This window comes from Pseudomonas sp. LBUM1663, assembly GCF_059695905.1.
In genome coordinates, this window is sequence record NZ_CP166792.1 from 1,744,648 (window position 1) to 1,763,617 (window position 18,970).

Annotated in this window: 14 protein-coding genes and 1 pseudogene; 9 read left to right on the forward strand and 6 right to left on the reverse strand. The window is 59.9% G+C overall.

What is annotated here, in order from left to right; genetic code table 11:
- Window positions 1-11 precede the first annotated feature (11 nt).
- From ACA075_RS07815 to phhA, 6 genes and pseudogenes are all read right to left on the reverse strand, one after another.
- Window positions 12-197: a hypothetical protein gene (locus ACA075_RS07815; RefSeq protein ID WP_094468531.1), complete on the reverse strand. Its 186-nt coding sequence runs from the start codon at window positions 195-197 to the stop codon at window positions 12-14.
- Between the two features lie 76 nt (window positions 198-273).
- The gene (locus tag ACA075_RS07820) at window positions 274-405 is read right to left on the reverse strand and encodes a hypothetical protein (RefSeq protein WP_010461912.1); all 132 of its coding nucleotides are present in this window, start codon (window positions 403-405) and stop codon (window positions 274-276) included.
- A gap of 295 nt (window positions 406-700) precedes the next feature.
- Window positions 701-1,084 (reverse strand): annotated as a pseudogene (locus tag ACA075_RS07825) (DUF6124 family protein).
- A 558-nt stretch (window positions 1,085-1,642) separates the two neighbouring features.
- Complete coding sequence (locus ACA075_RS07830; RefSeq protein ID WP_497297997.1) at window positions 1,643-2,836, reverse strand: amino acid aminotransferase; 1,194 nt, start codon at window positions 2,834-2,836, stop codon at window positions 1,643-1,645.
- Window positions 2,836-3,192 (reverse strand): 4a-hydroxytetrahydrobiopterin dehydratase, encoded by a 357-nt coding sequence (locus ACA075_RS07835; RefSeq protein ID WP_008030478.1) that lies wholly within the window; start codon window positions 3,190-3,192, stop codon window positions 2,836-2,838. Before ACA075_RS07835 ends, ACA075_RS07830 begins: the two co-directional genes overlap by 1 nt.
- A 104-nt stretch (window positions 3,193-3,296) precedes the next feature.
- On the reverse strand, window positions 3,297-4,085 hold the full coding sequence (gene phhA, locus ACA075_RS07840; RefSeq protein WP_497297998.1) for a phenylalanine 4-monooxygenase: 789 nt from the start codon (window positions 4,083-4,085) through the stop codon (window positions 3,297-3,299).
- A gap of 376 nt (window positions 4,086-4,461) precedes the next feature.
- On the opposite strand from phhA, the gene ACA075_RS07845 reads away from it, so the two are divergent.
- The 9 genes from ACA075_RS07845 (at window position 4,462) to ACA075_RS07885 (ending at window position 18,475) form a co-directional block, all read left to right on the forward strand.
- Window positions 4,462-6,027, forward strand: coding sequence for a sigma-54-dependent transcriptional regulator (locus tag ACA075_RS07845; protein ID WP_497297999.1), 1,566 nt, complete (start codon window positions 4,462-4,464; stop codon window positions 6,025-6,027).
- A gap of 368 nt (window positions 6,028-6,395) precedes the next feature.
- The gene (locus ACA075_RS07850; RefSeq protein ID WP_010457018.1) at window positions 6,396-7,136 is read left to right on the forward strand and encodes a flagellar basal body rod protein FlgF; all 741 of its coding nucleotides are present in this window, start codon (window positions 6,396-6,398) and stop codon (window positions 7,134-7,136) included.
- A gap of 45 nt (window positions 7,137-7,181) precedes the next feature.
- Window positions 7,182-7,967, forward strand: a complete 786-nt coding sequence (gene flgG, locus ACA075_RS07855; RefSeq protein ID WP_219097700.1) for a flagellar basal-body rod protein FlgG — start codon at window positions 7,182-7,184, stop codon at window positions 7,965-7,967.
- A gap of 51 nt (window positions 7,968-8,018) precedes the next feature.
- Complete coding sequence (gene flgH / locus ACA075_RS07860) at window positions 8,019-8,714, forward strand: flagellar basal body L-ring protein FlgH (RefSeq protein ID WP_219097699.1); 696 nt, start codon at window positions 8,019-8,021, stop codon at window positions 8,712-8,714.
- A 27-nt stretch (window positions 8,715-8,741) separates the two neighbouring features.
- Entirely contained in the window at window positions 8,742-9,830 is a 1,089-nt protein-coding gene (locus ACA075_RS07865; RefSeq protein ID WP_219097715.1) for a flagellar basal body P-ring protein FlgI, read from the forward strand.
- A gap of 11 nt (window positions 9,831-9,841) precedes the next feature.
- Complete coding sequence (gene flgJ / locus ACA075_RS07870) at window positions 9,842-11,140, forward strand: flagellar assembly peptidoglycan hydrolase FlgJ (protein WP_497298000.1); 1,299 nt, start codon at window positions 9,842-9,844, stop codon at window positions 11,138-11,140.
- Between the two features lie 23 nt (window positions 11,141-11,163).
- Window positions 11,164-13,230 carry a flagellar hook-associated protein FlgK gene (gene flgK, locus ACA075_RS07875; RefSeq protein WP_497298001.1) on the forward strand — a complete coding sequence of 689 codons (2,067 nt, stop codon included), beginning with the start codon at window positions 11,164-11,166 and terminating at the stop codon, window positions 13,228-13,230.
- A 13-nt stretch (window positions 13,231-13,243) separates the two neighbouring features.
- Entirely contained in the window at window positions 13,244-14,809 is a 1,566-nt protein-coding gene (locus ACA075_RS07880; protein WP_497298002.1) for a flagellar hook-associated protein 3, read from the forward strand.
- A gap of 93 nt (window positions 14,810-14,902) precedes the next feature.
- Entirely contained in the window at window positions 14,903-18,475 is a 3,573-nt protein-coding gene (locus tag ACA075_RS07885; protein WP_497298003.1) for a glycosyltransferase, read from the forward strand.
- Window positions 18,476-18,970 lie beyond the last annotated feature (495 nt).

Genomic DNA, 18,970 nt, shown 5'->3' on the forward strand with positions numbered 1-18,970 from the left:
CGGGCGGGCGATTATTCAGGGTTTTGCGGGGCAACCAGTTGCGTCGTGACCAGGGCGGCCAAGGCGTTTTCTTCGGTGCCGAAACGGGCGAGCAACGCGGCTTGTTTCTCGGGGGAGAGGCGATTCCAGATCTCGATCATCTTCTCGGCGGTGCCGATCAGGACGCTGGCCTGGGTTTCAGAGAAGTCATCAGTCATTGTGTGGAACTCGGGGTTCAGGCGGTGTGGAAAGCGCATGTTAGCGCTTTCCACACGGTCTGGCATTGCAGGTGTTTCAGTCTTCGCTGTCGGCCTGGCGGCGTTCAGTGGCTTCTTTCGGCTCGGGCTGTTGGGCACCGGCTTGTTGCGTGGTTGTCTGCTCAGTTTCGTGCAGGCTTGGGAAGGGGAGATTAGGGATCTCGTGCATGTTTCGCGCTCCTCGCAAAGTCTGTTGATAGATCTGGTAGATCCGCGCTTTTAAAAAGCTTGGGCAGGATACAGCAGGAGAAATGACAAATAGACTTTTATATCCATTTGTTTCGACGGATGGAGTTGTCTAGACAGGACAGTAGCAGCACCGCAAAACAATTGTGGGAGCGAGCCTGCTCGCGATAGCGGCGCCACATTCGACAACAGTGTGGCTAATGAACCGCAATCGCGAGCAGGCTAGCTCACACCTTTCGTTACTTGCAGACTTTGGAAATTGCTTGAGCCTGCGGGTATTACTCAGTCGGTACCAGGTTATCCAGCACCTGATTAACCGCCAATTCTCCCAGCATGACGATTTGGGCGATCCCTAACAGCGTTTTGCGGTGGGTTCCCTCGAGCAGGGCGGCGAAGTCGTTGAGCATGACGTTGGCGGAGCCGAGGGTTTCGCTGGCGTCTACAAGTAGGGATTCGTTGCTGGACTTCGGGTTGGCCATGTAGAGGCGATTGGGGCAGTAGGGCGCCGCCATGATTTGGGCGGTTGGAGGGCTCAAGTAATAGTCGAGGGCGCGCTCGGCGGCTTCGTTGAATTATTTCGAGTCAGGGCATTCGTAGGGGGATGCTGGATCGGTGACGGAGGCCGGTTCGGTGACTGGCGGGTTTGGCGTTACCTTGAACATGGGTGACTAACCTCTGGTGAGGCTGCAGCCCTCTCGCCGCTAAGCAAAGGGTGGCAGCTGTGCGCAAGTTAGCGGACCGGTAGTCACCTAAAACCCGGTGCACCCGAAGGTGCCATGCGCACAGCCACCATCAAGTGCAGGCATGTGCCTGACTGGATTCGACATGTGCAACCGTAGACGACTAGCCGAGCCGCTAAGCTCGATCACTGGAATCAGTGACGCAATCAAATTACCCAGCAAGCACCAGGCGCACAAGCCAGCGGATTCTGGCGTAGCTGTAGGCAACGGCGCAAGGTTTTGTAGCCCTTGGGACGTATCACGGCGTGTCGATAAACAGACGTGGCTGATCGTGTTTATTGGCTTGAGATTTTTTTAGAAAGGTCTGACGCGGCCGGGCGCGACTTCAGCGATTGGCTCGCTGGAAGGGCCAACACAAAACAAATGTGGGAGTGAGCCTGCTCGCGATAGCGGTGTGTCAGTCAACAGATGTATCGACTGACTTTCCGCTATCGCGAGCAGGCTCACTCCCACAGGAGAAGGGCTTTGCAGGGCCTGAGGTTACTTGCAGACTGCGGCGATGGCCTCGGCCAGCAGATCAAGACGCGTCGCATCGATCCCGGCCACGTTCGCCCGGCCGGTGCCGACCATGTAGACGCTGTGATGATCACGAAGCTGTTTCACTTGCGCCGGTGACAGGCCGGTGTAGGAAAACATCCCGCGTTGCACACCGATATGCGCAAAACGCTCACGCAAACCATGGGGTTCAAGCGCTTCCACCAGGCCGCTGCGCAATTGCGCGATGCGCAAACGCATGGCTTCCACTTCCTCGGCCCAGAGGCTTTTCAACTCGGGATCGCCAAGAATCGTCGCGACTACGGCAGCGCCATGATCCGGCGGCGTCGACCACAGGTTGCGGGCGATGTTCGCCAGTTGGCTGCGGATATCCACCAGCTTCTCAGCGGTTTTCGCACAGACAATAAGCGCGCCCGTGCGATCGCGATACAGCCCGAAGTTCTTCGAGCAGGAGCTGGTGATCAGCACCTCCGGCAACTCGGCCGCGAACAGTCGGGTCGACCACGCATCCTGTTCCAGGCCATCACCGAAACCTTGGTAGGCAAAGTCAATCAACGGCACCAGATCGCGGCTGCGCACCACGTCCAGCACGCGGCGCCAATCGTCATGGGACAGATCGAAACCGGTCGGGTTGTGGCAGCAGGCATGCAGCAACACCACATCGCCCTTCGGCGCGTCTTTGAGCACTGCCAGCATGGCTTCAACGTCGAGGCGGTTGTCGCCGCCGACGTAGGGGTAATGACTGACCTTGACTCCGGCCGCCGCGAAGATGGTCTCGTGGATCGGCCAGGTCGGGTTGCTCAACCACACGCCACGGCCCGGCAGGCACTGGGCGATGAAGTCGGCGCTCAAGCGCAGCGCGCCGGTGCCGCCCGGGGTTTGGGTGGCGCCGGCCCGTTGTTCGGCGATCAGCGGGGAGTCAGCGCCGAGCACCAACGCATTGATCGCCTTGCCGAACGCCGGTTCGCCGTGACCACCGATGTAAGTCTTGGTGGTCTGACGATCCACCAGGCGCTGCTCGGCGAGCTTCACGGACTGGGGAATCGGCGTCAGGCCCTGAGCATCTTTATAGACGCCCACGCCAAGGTCGAATTTGCGCGGGTTTGGGTCCTGCGCATAGGCCTCCATCAGGCCGAGAATCGGGTCGCCGGGAACTCGACCTATGGCGTCGAAATGCATTATTTGCGGCCCTCGGCGTCCTTGGCCACTTCGTCAGTGCGAGCGGCCATGATGAAATCATTGCGGTGCAGACCCTTGATGGAGTGGCTCCACCAGGTCACGGTGACTTTGCCCCACTCGGTCAGCAGGCCTGGGTGGTGACCTTCGGCCTCGGAGATTTCACCGACTGCGTTGGTGAAGGCCAGGGCGTGCTTGAAATTCTTGAACAGGAACACTTTTTCCAGCTGCATCACGCTGTCGCGCACTTCGATGTTCCAGTCCGGGATCTGCTTGATCAATACCGGCAATTCTTCGTCGCTGACCTGGGGGGCATCGGCGCGGCAGGCTTCGCAATGGGCTTGGTTCAATGTGGACATGATGGGTTCCTGAAATCGAATTATTGGAAATCGGCCGTCAATGACACCACGCTAAACCAAAGCGTCGGTTCCTGACAGGCTCACTTGATTCTAAAAGCTGCGGATCACGCGGCTTTTTTGGGTGGAAATTTAGGCGCGTGCAAACCCATCTGCATGCCTTGCTTGACCATGGCCATGATGTCTTCATGAGCCACATCGAACAGGCGCTTGAGGTTCGGCAGGACAAAGTACAGCGGCTGCAGGATGTCGATGCGGTAGGGCGTGCGCATGCATTCCAGCGGATCGAAGGCCTGATGCTCAGGTTCGTCCGACAGGCAGTAAACGGTTTCTTTCGGCGAGGAGAGAATACCGCCGCCGTAAATGCGCAGGCCTTCTGCTGTATCGACCAGGCCGAATTCGATGGTCATCCAGTACAGACGCGCCAGGTACACGCGCTCTTCCTTGGTCGCCTGTAGGCCGAGTTTGCCGTAGGTGTGGGTAAATTCCGCGAACCAAGGGTTGGTCAGCAGCGGACAGTGGCCAAAGATCTCGTGGAAAATGTCCGGCTCTTGCAGGTAATCCAGCTCTTCGCGGGTGCGAATAAAGGTCGCCACTGGAAACTGCTTGTTGGCCAGCAATTCGAAAAAGGTTTGGAAAGGGATCAGTGCCGGTACCCGGGCCACTTGCCAGCCGGTGGTTTCACCGAGGACTTTGTTGATCTCGCCCAGTTGCGGAATGCGGTCGTGGGGCAGGCCGAGTTTTTCGATACCGTCCAGGTATTCCTGGCACGCACGACCCTCGATCACTTTCAGTTGGCGAGTAATCAGCGTGTTCCACACCGCGTGTTCTTCAGCGGGGTAGTCGATAAAACCTTGCGCATCGGGCTCGCGAGCCACGTACTGCGTCTGCTTCATGCTGCTCTCCTGCTAGGGGATTTCGTTCTTGTTATGTGCTGCTATGGACTTAGAAATACTCCAAGGTGTGCGGTGTTGCAGCAGGTGACCCGATCTTGTCGTAGGAAAATTCGCCAATTTTCGTAAAGTATTCGTTACGGATTAACGCCTGTGGCGCAGCTATTGAGATTTTCGGGGTTGAAATGGCGCGCAGGTGTCACATAATCTTGACGACTATCTGAGTGCCCCATCAGAAAAATCGGGCGCTAACCCTGTGGGAGCCAGCCTGCTGGCGATAGCGGTGTGTCATTTGACATCAACATCAACATCGCTTGATGCGACGCCATCGCCAGCAGGCTGGCTCCCACAGGTCAATCATCGTTTATCAGGCCTTTATATGCGTATCAAAGTCCACTGCCAGAACCGCATCGGCATCTTGCGCGACATTCTCAACTTGCTGGTCGAGTACGGGATCAACGTCGCTCGCGGCGAGGTCGGCGGTGAGCATGGCAATGCGATTTACCTGCACTGCCCGAACCTGATCAACATTCAGTTCCAGGCGTTGCGTCCGAAATTCGAGTCGATCGCCGGGGTGTTTGGCGTCAAGCGTGTAGGGCTGATGCCCAGCGAGCGTCGGCACATGGAACTCAATGCCTTGCTCGGCGCCCTGGAGTTTCCGGTGTTGTCGATCGACATGGGCGGCTCCATCGTCGCGGCCAACCGTGCGGCGGCGCAGTTGCTGGGTGTGCGGGTCGATGAAGTGCCGGGCATTCCGCTGTCGCGTTATGCCGAGGATTTCGACCTGCCGGAACTGGTGCGCGCCAACAAGTCGCGGATCAACGGTTTGCGGGTCAAGGTCAAGGGCGATGTGTTTCTCGCCGATATCGCACCGCTGCAATCGGAGCATGACGACAGCGAAGCTATGGCCGGTGCGGTGTTGACGCTGCACCGGGCTGACCGGGTCGGTGAGCGCATCTATAACGTGCGCAAACAGGAGCTGCGTGGGTTCGACAGTATCTTCCAAAGCTCCAAAGTGATGGCAGCGGTGGTGCGCGAGGCCCGACGCATGGCACCGCTGGATGCGCCACTCTTGATAGAAGGCGAAACCGGCACTGGTAAAGAGTTGTTGGCGCGTGCCTGTCACCTGGCGAGCCCCCGCGGCCAGTCACCTTTGATGGCACTCAACTGCGCCGGTCTGCCGGAATCGATGGCCGAGACCGAGCTGTTCGGTTACGGCCCCGGTGCGTTCGAAGGCGCACGGGCCGAAGGCAAGCTCGGGCTGCTGGAACTGACGGCGGGCGGTACGCTGTTTCTCGATGGCGTCGGGGAAATGAGCCCGCGCTTGCAGGTGAAACTGTTGCGCTTCTTGCAGGACGGTTGCTTCCGCCGTGTGGGCAGTGATGAGGAGGTTTACCTGGATGTGCGAGTGATCTGCGCGACGCAGGTGGACTTGTCCGAGTTGTGCGCACGCGGTGAGTTTCGCCAGGATCTGTATCACCGCTTGAACGTGCTGTCGCTGCACATCCCGCCCCTGCGTGAATGCCTCGACGGTTTGACGCCGCTGGTGGAGCACTTCCTCGATCAGGCCAGCCGGCAGATCGGTTGCCCTCTGCCGAAGCTGGCGCCGGCGGCGATGGAGCGGCTGAGTCATTACCATTGGCCGGGCAATGTCCGGCAGTTGGAGAACGTGTTGTTCCAGGCGGTCTCCCTGTGCGAGGGCGGGACCGTGAAGGCTGAGCACATTCGCTTGCCGGATTACGGCGTGCGTCAGCCGCTTGGCGATTTCTCCCTCGAAGGTGGGCTGGATGCGATTGTCGGGCGCTTTGAGAAAGCGGTGCTGGAGCGGTTGTATTCCGAGCACCCGAGTAGTCGGCAACTGGGCAAGCGGTTGGGGGTTTCCCATACGACGATTGCCAACAAGTTGCGCGAGTATGAAGTCGGTAAAGAACCCGGCAACACCTAGGTCCCTGTAGCAGCTGTCGAGCAACGCGAGGCAGCGTTCGGCTGCGCAGCAGTCGTAAGTCCGGTATGCAAGGTATTCCTGATACACCGCAGTGTCTGGTTTTACGACTGCTGCGCAGCCGAACGCTGCCTCGCGCTGCTCGACAGCTGCTACAAGGGTTCGGTTGAGCCCGAGGGGTCAACACTTGCCGTTAGCGGCATAACACCGCCGGTTTTTCGTCTCCGATACATTTCCCCAATCTCCGCAAAACCCCTCAAGTCCTTTGTTTGCCGGGCCTCGCGCCGTCAGAAAAAAGTTGGTCTGTAAATTGCTTATCGCTCAGCAGTACAGCGGTGGGCGGCAAACGTCCGGCATGCAGAGGAAAGAGCGTGGATAAGTACCTTTATGTGGCAATGACCGGCGCCAGCCAGAATGCACTGGCGCAGAAGGCTCATGCCAACAACCTGGCAAACATCTCCACCAACGGTTTTCAGAAGGACCTGGAACAGGCCCGTTCGATGCCGGTGTTTGGTGACAGCTTTCCGGCGCGTGCGTTTGCCATGACCGAGCGTCCGGCCACCGACTTCTCGCCAGGTTCGCTGGTTGAAACCGGTCGCGACCTCGACGTCGCGGTGCAAGGCAATGGCTGGATCGCCGTGCAGACCCCCGATGGCGCTGAAAGCTACGTGCGCACCGGCAGCCTGAACGTGGACGCCCTGGGCGTGCTGCGTGCCGGCAACGGTATGCCGGTGATGGGCAATGGCGGACCGATCGCCGTGCCGCCCGAGCAGCAAATCGAAGTGGGCGAAGACGGCACCATCAGCATCCGTGCGATGGGCGAAGGCCCGCGCGTGATGGCTGAAGTCGACCGCATCAAACTGGTCAACCCTGACCTCAAGAACATGACCAAAGGCCTGGACGGTTCGATCCACACCAAGGACGGCAAGCCGGCGCAAGCCGATGCAGGCGTCAAACTGGTGTCCGGGTTCCTTGAGTCGAGCAACGTCAATGCCGTGGAAGAGATGACCTCGGTGCTGGCCTTGTCGAAGCAGTTCGAGCTGCACATCAAGATGATGAACACCGCCAAAGACGACGACCAGGCCATGGCTCGGGTCTTGCAGATCAGCTAATTATCAGAACGTCGCGCCGTAAAACAGGCGCACGAGGAGAATCGAATGCTTCCGGCTCTATGGGTTGCCAAAACAGGTCTGTCCGCCCAGGACACCAACCTGACGACCATTTCCAACAACCTGGCAAACGTGTCGACCACGGGTTTCAAACGTGACCGCGCCGAGTTCCAGGACTTGCTCTATCAGATCAAACGCCAGCCAGGCGCTCAGTCGACCCAGGACAGCGAACTGCCGTCGGGTCTGCAAGTGGGTACCGGTGTGCGCATCGTCGGCACCCAGAAAAACTTCACCGCCGGCAGCCTGCAAACCACCGAGCAGCCGCTGGACCTGGCCGTCGACGGTCGCGGTTTCTTCCAGATCCTGCAGCCGGACGGCACCACGTCCTACACCCGTGATGGCACGTTCCACCTCGATTCCAATGGCCAGATCGTCAACGCCAGTGGCTTCGCCCTGGAACCGGCCATCGTCATTCCGAACGACGCGCAGACCTTCACGGTCGGTCGCGACGGCACCGTGTCCATCACCGTTCCGGGTAACCCGGCCAACCAGGTGATCGGCAACCTGCAAACCGCCGACTTCATCAACCCGGCCGGTCTGCAAGCCGTGGGTAACAACCTGTTCCTGGAAACCGCTGCCAGCGGCGCGCCGCAAATCGGCACACCGGGCCTCAACGGTTTCGGTACCACGCTGCAGAACACCCTGGAAACGTCCAACGTCAGCACCGTTGAAGAGATGGTCAACATGATCACCACTCAGCGCGCTTACGAGATGAACTCCAAGGTGATCTCCACCGCCGATCAGATGCTCTCGTTCGTAACGCAGAATCTGTAATCAGTCTATGAGGCGACCATGAGGTCGCCTGCAACACCGTGAGGTAGGGTCATGAATCGCTTTGTATCTGTTCTGGCACTGAGTGGGGTCGTCGTGCTCGCGGGCTGCGTCGCTCCGCCGCCCAAGCCCAATGACCCTTACTACGCCCCGGTGTTGCCGCGCACGCCGTTGCCGGCTGCCGCCAATAACGGCTCGATCTATCAGGCCGGTTTTGAACAGAACCTGTACAGCGACCGCAAGGCGTTCCGGGTCGGTGACATCATCACCATCACCCTGAACGAGCGCACCCAGGCCAGCAAGAACGCCAACTCGCAAATTGGCAAGAACAGCAAAACCGACATCGGTCTGAGCTCGTTCTTTGGCGGCGGTCTGAGCACCAGCGATCCGGTGGGCAGCGGTAGCTTGAGCCTGGACGTCGGTTACGAAGGCGACCGTGCGACCAAGGGCGACAGCAAATCCGGGCAGAGCAACAGCCTGACCGGCTCGATCACCGTGACCGTCGCTGACGTGCTGCCCAACGGCATCATCGCCGTGCGCGGCGAGAAGTGGCTGACGCTCAACACTGGCGATGAGCTGGTGCGGATTGCCGGCATGGTTCGCTCCGATGACATCGCCACTGACAACACCGTGTCGTCGACCCGTGTCGCCGATGCACGCATCACCTACTCGGGCACCGGTGCGTTCGCCGATGCGAGTCAGCCAGGCTGGTTCGACCGTTTCTTCCTCAGCCCGCTGTTCCCTTTCTAGGTGGCTACGTTGAATCTTAAACACCTGATGGTGGCCGCCCTGATGCTCTCGGCTGCGTTCAACGCGCAAGCCGAGCGGCTGAAGGATATCGCCAGTATTTCCGGCGTTCGTTCCAACCAATTGATCGGCTACGGCCTGGTGGTAGGGCTTAACGGCACCGGCGACCAGACAACGCAGACCCCGTTCACCCTGCAGACCTTCAACAACATGCTCTCGCAGTTCGGCATCAAGGTGCCGCCGGGTTCGGGCAACGTGCAGTTGAAGAACGTCGCCGCCGTGTCGATCAGTGCTGATTTGCCGGCGTTCGCCAAGCCGGGCCAGCAGGTCGACATCACCGTTGCGTCTATCGGTAACTCCAAGAGCCTGCGCGGCGGCACCTTGCTGCTGACGCCACTCAAGGGTATCGACGGCAACGTCTACGCGATCGCCCAGGGCAACCTGGTCGTCGGCGGTTTTGATGCCGAAGGCCGCGACGGTTCGAAGATCACCGTCAACGTTCCGTCGGCCGGTCGTATCCCCGGCGGTGCTTCGGTGGAACGTTCGGTGCCGAGCGGTTTCAACCAGGGCAACAGCCTGACTTTGAACCTCAACCGTTCGGACTTCACCACCGCCAAGCGCATCGTTGACAAGATCAACGACATGCTCGGCCCTGGCGTGGCCCAGGCCATCGATGGCGGTTCGATTCGGGTCAGCGCGCCGCTCGATCCAAGTCAACGCGTCGACTATTTGTCGATCCTCGAGAACCTTGAAGTCGACCCGGGTCAGGCGGTGGCGAAAGTCATCATCAACTCGCGCACCGGCACCATCGTGATCGGCCAGAACGTCAAGGTTTCACCCGCTGCCGTCACTCACGGCAGCCTGACGGTGACCATTACCGAAGACCCGATTGTCAGCCAGCCCGGCCCTCTGTCCAATGGCCAGACCGCCGTCGTGCCACGCTCGCGGGTCAATGCTCAGCAAGAAGCCAAGCCGATGTTCAAGTTCGGCCCGGGCACCACCCTCGACGAAATCGTGCGTGCGGTGAACCAGGTTGGCGCGGCACCGGGTGACTTGATGGCGATCCTTGAAGCACTGAAGCAGGCCGGCGCGTTGCAAGCCGACCTGATCGTGATCTGAGGACAGCAACCATGGATATGCGCAAGGGCGGTCTGGGTGTCAGCAGCAACGATTCGGGGTCCTATTCGGACCTGAATCGTTTGAACCAGCTCAAGGTCGGCGACAAGGACAGTGACGCGAACATGCGCAAGGTAGCGCAGGAATTCGAGTCGCTGTTCCTCGGTGAAATGCTCAAGTCCATGCGCTCGGCCACCGAAGCGCTGGGCAAGGACAACCCGCTCAACACCCCGGCGGCCAAGCAATACCAGGAAATGTACGACCAGCAGTTGGCCGTTTCCATGTCCCGCGAGGGCGGCGGTATTGGTCTGGCAGACGTGCTGATGCGCCAGATGTCGAAGAACAAACCGCTGGCGCCAGGCGAGGCTGCGGCCTTGTCCGCCGCCAAGCAGGAGGCGGCGAAAGCGGCCGTGCCAACACCAATTGCTGCGGGCACCGTGGCCACCGACGGCCCGCTGTCTCGGCTCAATGGCCAGCGTCCGTTGTGGGCTTCGCGTTCGGTGAAAGCGCCGACAGGCGAGGGTACCCATCACAATGACATGGAGCTGATCAACCAGCGCCGTCTGGCCTTGCCGCCGAAATTGGCCGATCGCTTGCTCGCCGGTCTGGTGCCTTCGGCAACGACGACCGTCGCGACAACTCCGAACAAGACCTTGCTGCCTGAACGCGCCGCGACGCCGGTAGTGACCGGTGCCGGGCCGCTTTTCAATGGCGACTGGCTGCCTTCGCCAACCGATAACAAATCGAGCGGACGCTTGCAGGTTTACGGCCGTGCGATGGCACAGATTCCACTGGCGCCGCCGAAGAAAGCCTTCAGCTCCGCCGACGAATTCGTCAACACCATGCTGCCGATGGCCAAGGAAGCCGCTGACCGTATCGGCGTCGATCCGCGTTACCTGGTGGCCCAGGCTGCCCTCGAAACCGGCTGGGGTAAATCGGTCATGCGCGCCCAGGATGGCAGCAGCAGTCACAACCTGTTCGGCATCAAGGCCAGCAGCAGTTGGAAGGGTGAATCGGCGCGCGCGATCACCAGCGAATTCAGGAATGGCGAGATGGTCAAGGAGACGGCCGAGTTCCGCTCCTACGATTCGTACAAAGACAGCTTCCATGACCTGGTGACTTTGCTGCAAACCAATAATCGCTATCAAGATGTTCTGAAGTCTGCCGATAACCCAGAACAGTTTGTACGCGAGCTGCAGAAAGCCGGGTATGCAACAGACCCGGCCTACGCAAGCAAGATTTCGCAGATAGCCAAGCAGATGACGAGTTACCAAAACTACGCTGCGGCGGGCGCTTCCACTACGCCTCTATAGGCACAAGGCATAAGGTCTGAACCATGAGTTTGCTCAATATCGGGATGTCGGGTCTGGCCGCTGGCCAATCCTCGTTGATGACTACCGGCAATAACATTGCCAACGCCGACACCGCCGGTTACTCGCGCCAGCAAACCGTGCAGGGCACCAAAGCCTCGAATCAGTTCGGTAATGTCTACATCGGCACCGGTACGACCCTGGCCGATGTGCGCCGCGTCTACAACAGCTACCTTGATGCGCAATTGCAGACCACCACATCGCTCAACAGCGATGCGGCCGCCTATGCCGGGCAGGTCAGCCCGCTCGACGCCTTGCTCTCGGACAGCGGCACTGGCCTCAATGGCGCCCTGACCAAGTTCTTCGCCTCGGTGCAGAACGTCAACGCCAAGCCGGGTGACGACGCATCGCGCCAACTGCTGCTCAGCGATGCCCAGGCCTTGAGCAATCGTTTCAACTCAGTGTCCAGCCAGTTGACCCAGCAGAACGCGAGCATCAACGGCAACCTGACGAACATGGCCGATCAGGTCAACAAACTCGCCGCCACCGTGGCGCAGTTGAACCAGAAGATTTCCGAAGTTTCCAAGTCCGGCGGCATGCCGAACGAGCTGCTTGATGCGCGTAACGAAACCGTGCGTCAGCTCTCCACCTTCACCGGTGCGCAGGTCATCGAGCGCGACGGTAACCTCGACATTTATCTGGGCAGCGGTCAGCCGCTGGTCATGGGCGGCACCGCCAGCACCCTGTCCGTGGTGCCGAGCCCGAACGATCCTTCGCGCATGGGCATTCAGCTCGATCGCAACGGCAGTACCATCGACATCACCTCGGTGATGACCGGTGGTGAAATGGGTGGCCTGCTGCGTTATCGCAACACCGTGCTGGACCCGGCGATGAACGAACTGGGCCGCGTAGCCCTGGTTGTCGCCGATCAGATGAACAGCCTCCAGGCCCAGGGCATCGACAAGAACGGTGCGTTCGGCTCGAACCTGTTCAACAGCATCAACAGTGCCGCGCAGATGGCCCAGCGCAGCGTTGCTACGGTCGGCAACAGCGCCGGCTCGGGTAACTTCGATGTGAGCATCGAAGACAGCGGCAAGCTGACCATCAACGATTACAAGGTCACCTTCACCAGCGGCACCAACTACACCGTGCAGCGTCTGCCGGAGGGCACGTCCATGGGCGCTTTCAGCACCCTGACCACGCCGCCGCCAGTGATCGATGGTTTCTCGCTGACGCTTTCCGGCGGCACCGCCGCGGCTGGCGACACGTTCAAGATCACTCCGACCCGCAACGCGGCGGCGAATATCAAGACCGAGATGACCGACAGCAAGCGCCTGGCCATCGCGGCACCGTTGAGCGCGGCTATTGTGCCGGGCGGCAGCGGCACCTTGACGATTCCGGCCAGCGGTCAACCGACCCTGACCACTAAGTTTGATATTTACGATGCCGCCACCACCACGGCGATCCAGAACGGCATCAAGACTTCGATGCCAGTCAAGGTGGTGTTCGGTGCGACCAGTGCCGGTGGCACCAGCCAGACTTACCAATTGCTGGATGCCAAGGGCGTCATGATCAGCAGTGGCACTATCAAGCCAAACCAGAACAACACCCTGAGCCTGAGCGTGCCGCTCAAGGATGCGTTGGGTGCGCCGATCATGGATCCGGGCCCGCCCGCCGTGCAGCGTACCGCGACCTTCGACATGACCGTGGCCGGTTCGCCAGGTAATGGCAGCGCGATCGACATCAACGTCGCGCAGCCAGGCACCATGGACAACCGCAACGGCACCGCACTGGCCGGTTTGCAAACCAAGCAGGTCGTCGATACCGGGAGCGCCAGCAAAGGCATTTCCCTGACCGACGCCTACGGCAAACTAGTCGAAGGCGTGGGCGCCAAAGCCGCTCAGGGCAAGCTCGACAGTGCCGCAACCGGCGCCATCCTGGCCAACGCCAAAGGTGCTCGCGACTCGTTGTCCGGTGTCGACCTCGATGAGGAAACCGGCAACCTGGTCAAATATCAGCAGTACTACACCGCCTCTTCGCAGATCATCAAGGCTGCGCAGGAAATCTTCAGCACACTGATCAACAGTCTTTAAGGAGTCGTAGCCCATGCGCATTTCTACCGCCCAGTTTTACGAGTCCTCTGCTGCGAACTACCAGAAGAACTTCGCCAACGTGGTCAAAAGCAGCGAAGAGGCCAGCAGTCTGGTTCGCGTCAACACCGCCGCCGATGATCCGGTCGGTGCCTCGCGCCTGCTGCAATTGGGTCAACAGGCTTCGATGCTCGATCAGTACAAGGCCAACACCAACACCCTCAAGGCGACCCTGGGTCAGACCGAAGCGGTGATGACCAGCATCAATAACGTGCTACAGCGCGCCCAAGAGCTGGCCATTGGTGCTGGCAACGCCGGTTACACCGACGCCGACCGTCAGGCCAACGCCAAAGAGCTGGGTCAGATCGAAGAGCAGTTGCTGAGCCTGATGAACAGCAAGGACGAGAACGGCAAGTACATTTTCGCCGGTTCCAAGGGCGATACCGCGCCGTTCTCGCACAACGACGATGGCACCTACAGTTACAATGGCGACCAGGTGACCCTCGACCTGGCGATTGGCGACACCATGTCGATGGCAACCAATAGCACTGGTTGGGAAGTATTCCAGCAGGCGATCAATACCAGCCGCAGCCAGGTCACCATGACCGCACCGGCCGTGGATGACGGTCGCGTAGTCCTGTCCAATGGTCAGGTTTCGTCGAGCGTCACCTACAACAACACATTCCGTGCGGGCGAACCGTATACCGTCGATTTCATCAGCGGCACCCAGTTGAAAATCACCGATTCAGGCGGTAACGACGTGACCGCCGAAGCCAGCCAGGGCGGTGCGTTCGACCCGGCTGCCAAAGGCGGCCAGGGCGTGTCGTTCCGCGGTGTCGAGTTGACCCTCAACATCAACTTGTCGGCTGGCGATACCGCAGCCACCGTGTTGCCGGGCCACAGTTTTACCCTGGCGGCCAAGCCTGACACCTTCACCGCAACTCGCAGCCCGGGCAACCCGTCGCCAACTCAAGTGACCGGCAGCAGCATCACTAACCCAGCGGCTTACCATGCCAGTTTCCCGACCGGTTCGGCGGTCATGAAGTTCACCAGTGCCACTACGTTCGACTTGTATGCGGCCCCCTTGACTGCCAGCAGTCAGCCGGTGTCTGCCGGCACGGTTGCGGCTGGCGTTGCTACGGCCTCGGGCGTGAGCTTCAACCTGTCCGGTGCACCGGCGGCAGGCGATCAGTTCAGCGTGTCCGTCAACACTCACGAAACCCAGAACATTCTGGACACCGTGAACCAGTTGAAAACCGCATTGAACACGCCAACCAATGGCAACAAGATCCTGACCCAGAAGCTTCAGGCCTCGCTGGATTCGGGCATTGGTAACCTGAAAAGCGGCAACGATCAGTTGTCTAGCTCGCTGAGTTCAGTGGGCGGTCGTGGTTCGGCCCTGGATACCCAGAGCGACACCAACCAGAGTCTGGTCCTGGCCAACACCCAGACCCAATCGGCGATCCGCGATTCCGATCCGGCCTCCGTGATGACTCGCCTGACCTTGCAACAAACCATGCTGCAAGCATCGCAACTGGCTTTCAGCAAGATTGCTCAGCTGGGCTTGTTCAACAAGATCTGAGCCTGTGCCTGTCGAGCTGCCAACCGTCTTTTCCTAAGCGGTTACGAAGCCTCTGCCTGAAAGGGCAGGGGCTCGCCGCTCGAGAGTTTCGCCGTGAATCAACACCCTCTAGTCAGCATCGTCATCCCCGCCTTCAACCCGCGCTTTTTCAGTCAGGCGCTGGAAAGTTCGCTCGCCCAAACGTACTCGAACATCGAGATCGTCATCTGTGACGATTCGTCCGGCGATGAGATTCGTGACATCGTCGAGTCGTTTGCCAGCCCTGTGTACCCCGTTCGTTACCTGCGTAACCCGAAGCGTCTTGGTCTGCAAAAGAACCTGCTGCGCTGCGTTGAATCAGCGCGTGGCGAGTTCATCAAAGTGCTGTGCGACGACGACCGTCTGTTCGCGCCAAGCATCGCAATGCAGGCGCAGGTATTGATCGATCATCCCGAGGCCACCCTCGTTTGCGCCCTGCGCATGATGAGCGATGCCAACAACTTCATCTTGCCGCCCCGGATTGATAACTGCCGTTTTTCGCCCATTGACTCGTTGCTCAAGGGCGATGACATGCTGGCGATTTTCGAGGGTACGCCGAAGAATTTCATCGGTAATTTCAGCTCGACGCTGATGCGTCGCGCCGATGTATTGGAGCTGTTGCCGGCGCTAACCCAGGAAGGCTCCGGCTTTGTCGCGATGCTCGATTTTGCCTTGTTCGTGTGCCTGTTGCGTCGCGGAAACCTGGCAGCGCTGAACACCGTGCTGAGCACCGAGCGTCAGTACCCGGAGCGCCTGAGCAAGACCCTGGAAATGACGCGGGCCGCGGTGCAGGAATGGGAATGGCTGACGCAAATGCTGACTGCGCGCGGTGGCGAGTCGGCACCGGCCTCGGGTTGGGTGCGCAGCGTCGAACTGAGCAAGGCTTCAGAAGAACCGCGCAAGTGGGAAGAGTTGTGCGTGGTTCGTGTGCTCGGCAACCGCAACACCGTGGTCAACGGCCGAGTCGGCGGGAACAGCGACAGCTATGCCGATTTTTACCGCGAGTGGTTGTCGGTGCGCACCTTCAATCCGGCGGAAGCGCGGCACATGCCGGAGCGTATCAGCCGCTGGGCGGTGCGTCCGAACCTGGTGCCGATCGTCATCGACACCGAATCCGACAGTGCCGGGTTGAAATCCACGCTGGCCAGCCTCGCCCGTCAACTGTACGCACCGCAAGCAGTCGTGGTGCTTTCAAACGCTGACTGCGATGGCGACGATAAAGTGCTGCAGCTGCCGCTTGAGGAAAACTGGGCGCAACAGCTCAATGCCGTGGTGCCGCAACTGGAAGGTGCGCATTGGTTCTATCTGCTGCGGGCGGGTGACACGCTGCGCGAGTCGGCGCTGCTGGTCCTGGCCGAGCGCATCGCCAACACGCCGGACATGTTGTGTGCCTATAGCGATGAAGGCGCGCTGGTCGAGGGTGAGTCCGTCGACCCGGTGTTCAAGCCTGACTTCAACCTCGACCTGATGCGTTCCTACCCTTACGTCGGCCGAACCCTGGCGTTCGAGCGTCAGCGCTTTTTGACGGCGGGCGGTTTCGATTCGGCGCACGGCGAACTGGCGCCGCAGGATTTGCTCTGGCGCCTGGTGGAAGAGACCGGGTTGCACACCATTGAGCACATCGCCGAGATTCAGGTGGAGTCGACCCAGACATTCCCCGACTGGATGTCGTTGCCTGAGGTGATCGAGGGCAGTGAGGCACTGGTCAGTGCGCACCTGACCCGCATCGGTCTGGAACACCGGATTCGCCACGAAGAATTGCCGCTGCTCAATCGCATCGATTACCTGCACGGTCAGCGGCCTCTAGTGTCGATCATCATTGCCGCGGGCACGTCGCTGGGCGCGTTGCAGCGCTGCACCGAAAGCCTGATCGAAACCACCGCGTACACCGAATACGAAATCCTGATTGTCGATGACGGTCGCGGCGATCCGGCGATGGCCGATTGGCTGGACGCCATGGCTCAGATGGGCGCGGCCATGCTGCGAGTGCTGCGTTATGCAGGCAGTGGCGGTGAAGCGACCCTGGTCAACTTTGCTGCCGAGCACGCCCGGGGCGAATACCTGTTGACGCTCAGCCCGCGCAGTGTGATTTGCGCGGGCGACTGGCTAGCCGAACTGCTCAATCACGCTCAACGCCCGGAAGTCGGCGTGGTCGGTGCGCGGCTGCTCGGTCCCAACAATGCGATCGTCTCCGCGGGTTTGATCCTGGGGCTCGCCGGACCTGCCACTTCGCCGTTTCTCGGCGAGCACGCCAGTGCCCGCGGTTACATGCAGCGTCTGCAAGTGGCGCAGAACTGGAGTGCGGTCAGCAGTGATTGCCTGATGGTGCGCAAAGACGTGTTCGACAGCCTGGGTCAGCGCGATGATGCTGAGTTCAACCTCGGGCTCAGCGGCGTTGATCTGTGCCTCAAGGCGGGTCAAAACGGTTACCTGGTCGTCTGGACGCCATTTTCGACCGTGATGATGGGCGAAGACCCGTCACCGGCGGCCACGCAGGCCACTGTCCAGGCGCAGGTGCTTGAGCAGGATACCTTCTACAAAAAGTGGTTGCCGACGATCTCTCGTGACCCGGCCTACAACCCGGCGCTGACGCTCGGCGTTGCGAGTTTCAGTCTGGAGCCTTCGCTGCGTAATAACTGGAACCCGTTCTGCCATCGCGACCTGCCGCTGATTCTCGGTTTGCCGGTCAATGAATCAGCGATCGGGCATTACCGTGTGACGGCGCCGCTGGCAGAGCTTGAGGCTGCCGGGCGAGTCATCTCCCGGGTGGCCTACGAGTCGCCGTCGTCCGTGGAAATCGAGCGTCTGTCGCCTGACACCATTATCTTGCAGGGTCGTTATAGCGAAGGCTCGGCGGCCGACATTCTGCGCATGAAGAAATACTCCAGCGCTCTGCGGATTTTCGAGTTGGACGACTACATCGTCAGCACGCCGAAAAAGAACAGCCACGCCCGGAACAAGCCGACCAACACCGAACAGATGCTGCGTGACGGTATTGCCTTGTGTGATCGGGTGGTGGTGACCACTCAGGCGCTGGCCGATGTGTTGTCGAGCATGCACAGCGAGATTCGCGTGGTGCCCAACATGCTGCCGCCCGAGCCGTGGGCGACGCTGACCAGTCAGCGCCGTACCTCGAAAAAGCCGCGGGTTGGCTGGGGTGGCGGTACGAGTCACACCGGCGATCTGGAAATCATTGCTGACGTGGTTCGTGAGTTGGCCAATGAGGTGGATTGGGTGTTCTTCGGTATGTGTCCGGATGCGTTGCGCCCTTACATCCATGAGTTCCATGGCACGATCGATTTGCAGAGTTATCCCTACAAGTTGGCGAGCCTGAATCTTGACCTGGCATTGGCACCGTTGGAGTTTCATATCTTCAATGACTGCAAAAGCAATCTGCGGTTGCTGGAATATGGCGCCTGCGGTTATCCGGTGATTTGCACTGATACCCGAGCCTACGACGGGTTCCTGCCGTGTACCAAGGTGTTGAGTAACAGCACTGAGGAGTGGTTGCAGGCGATTCGTATGCACTTGGCTGATCCGGATGCGAGCTATCGCATGGGGGATCAATTGCGGGAGGCGGTGCATCGGGACTTTATGTTGCGGGGGGATAATTTGCAGCATTGGCTTTGGGGGTGGTTGCCGGATTGATTGATTGATTGATTGATTGTTCGGTGTACATATCCGTTCCTGCGGTAACGGCGGCTGGCGGTTTCGCCCTTACGGCGACTCACTTTTTTTTCAAACGCCAAAAAAAAGTAAGCAAAAAAAGGCTCGCCCCGAGCGTCCGGCCCCTCGCTTGGGCTCGGCGTTCCTTCGTTCCGGTATCCATCCGGGGACACTGCCCTCCGGTCTGCTTCGCGACGACCTACATGCAGCGTGTTCGACTGCGTCGAACGGCGCTGCGCGCCACTCCCCGGATGAACACCTCCACTCAGCCTCCCGAAGGGGCGGGCAGATCAAAAGCTGAAGGCGAGCTAACGCTCGGCCTGATGAGTGGTGAGAAGCAAAAGCCGTACGCTGATCTGCTTTTCGTGGGAGTGAGCCTGCTCGCGATGGCGGCCTGACAGCCGACCAACATCTTGCAGATGTACGCCGAACCCTGTGGGAGCGGGCTTGTCGGGTCGCCGCATCGCTGCGAAGGCG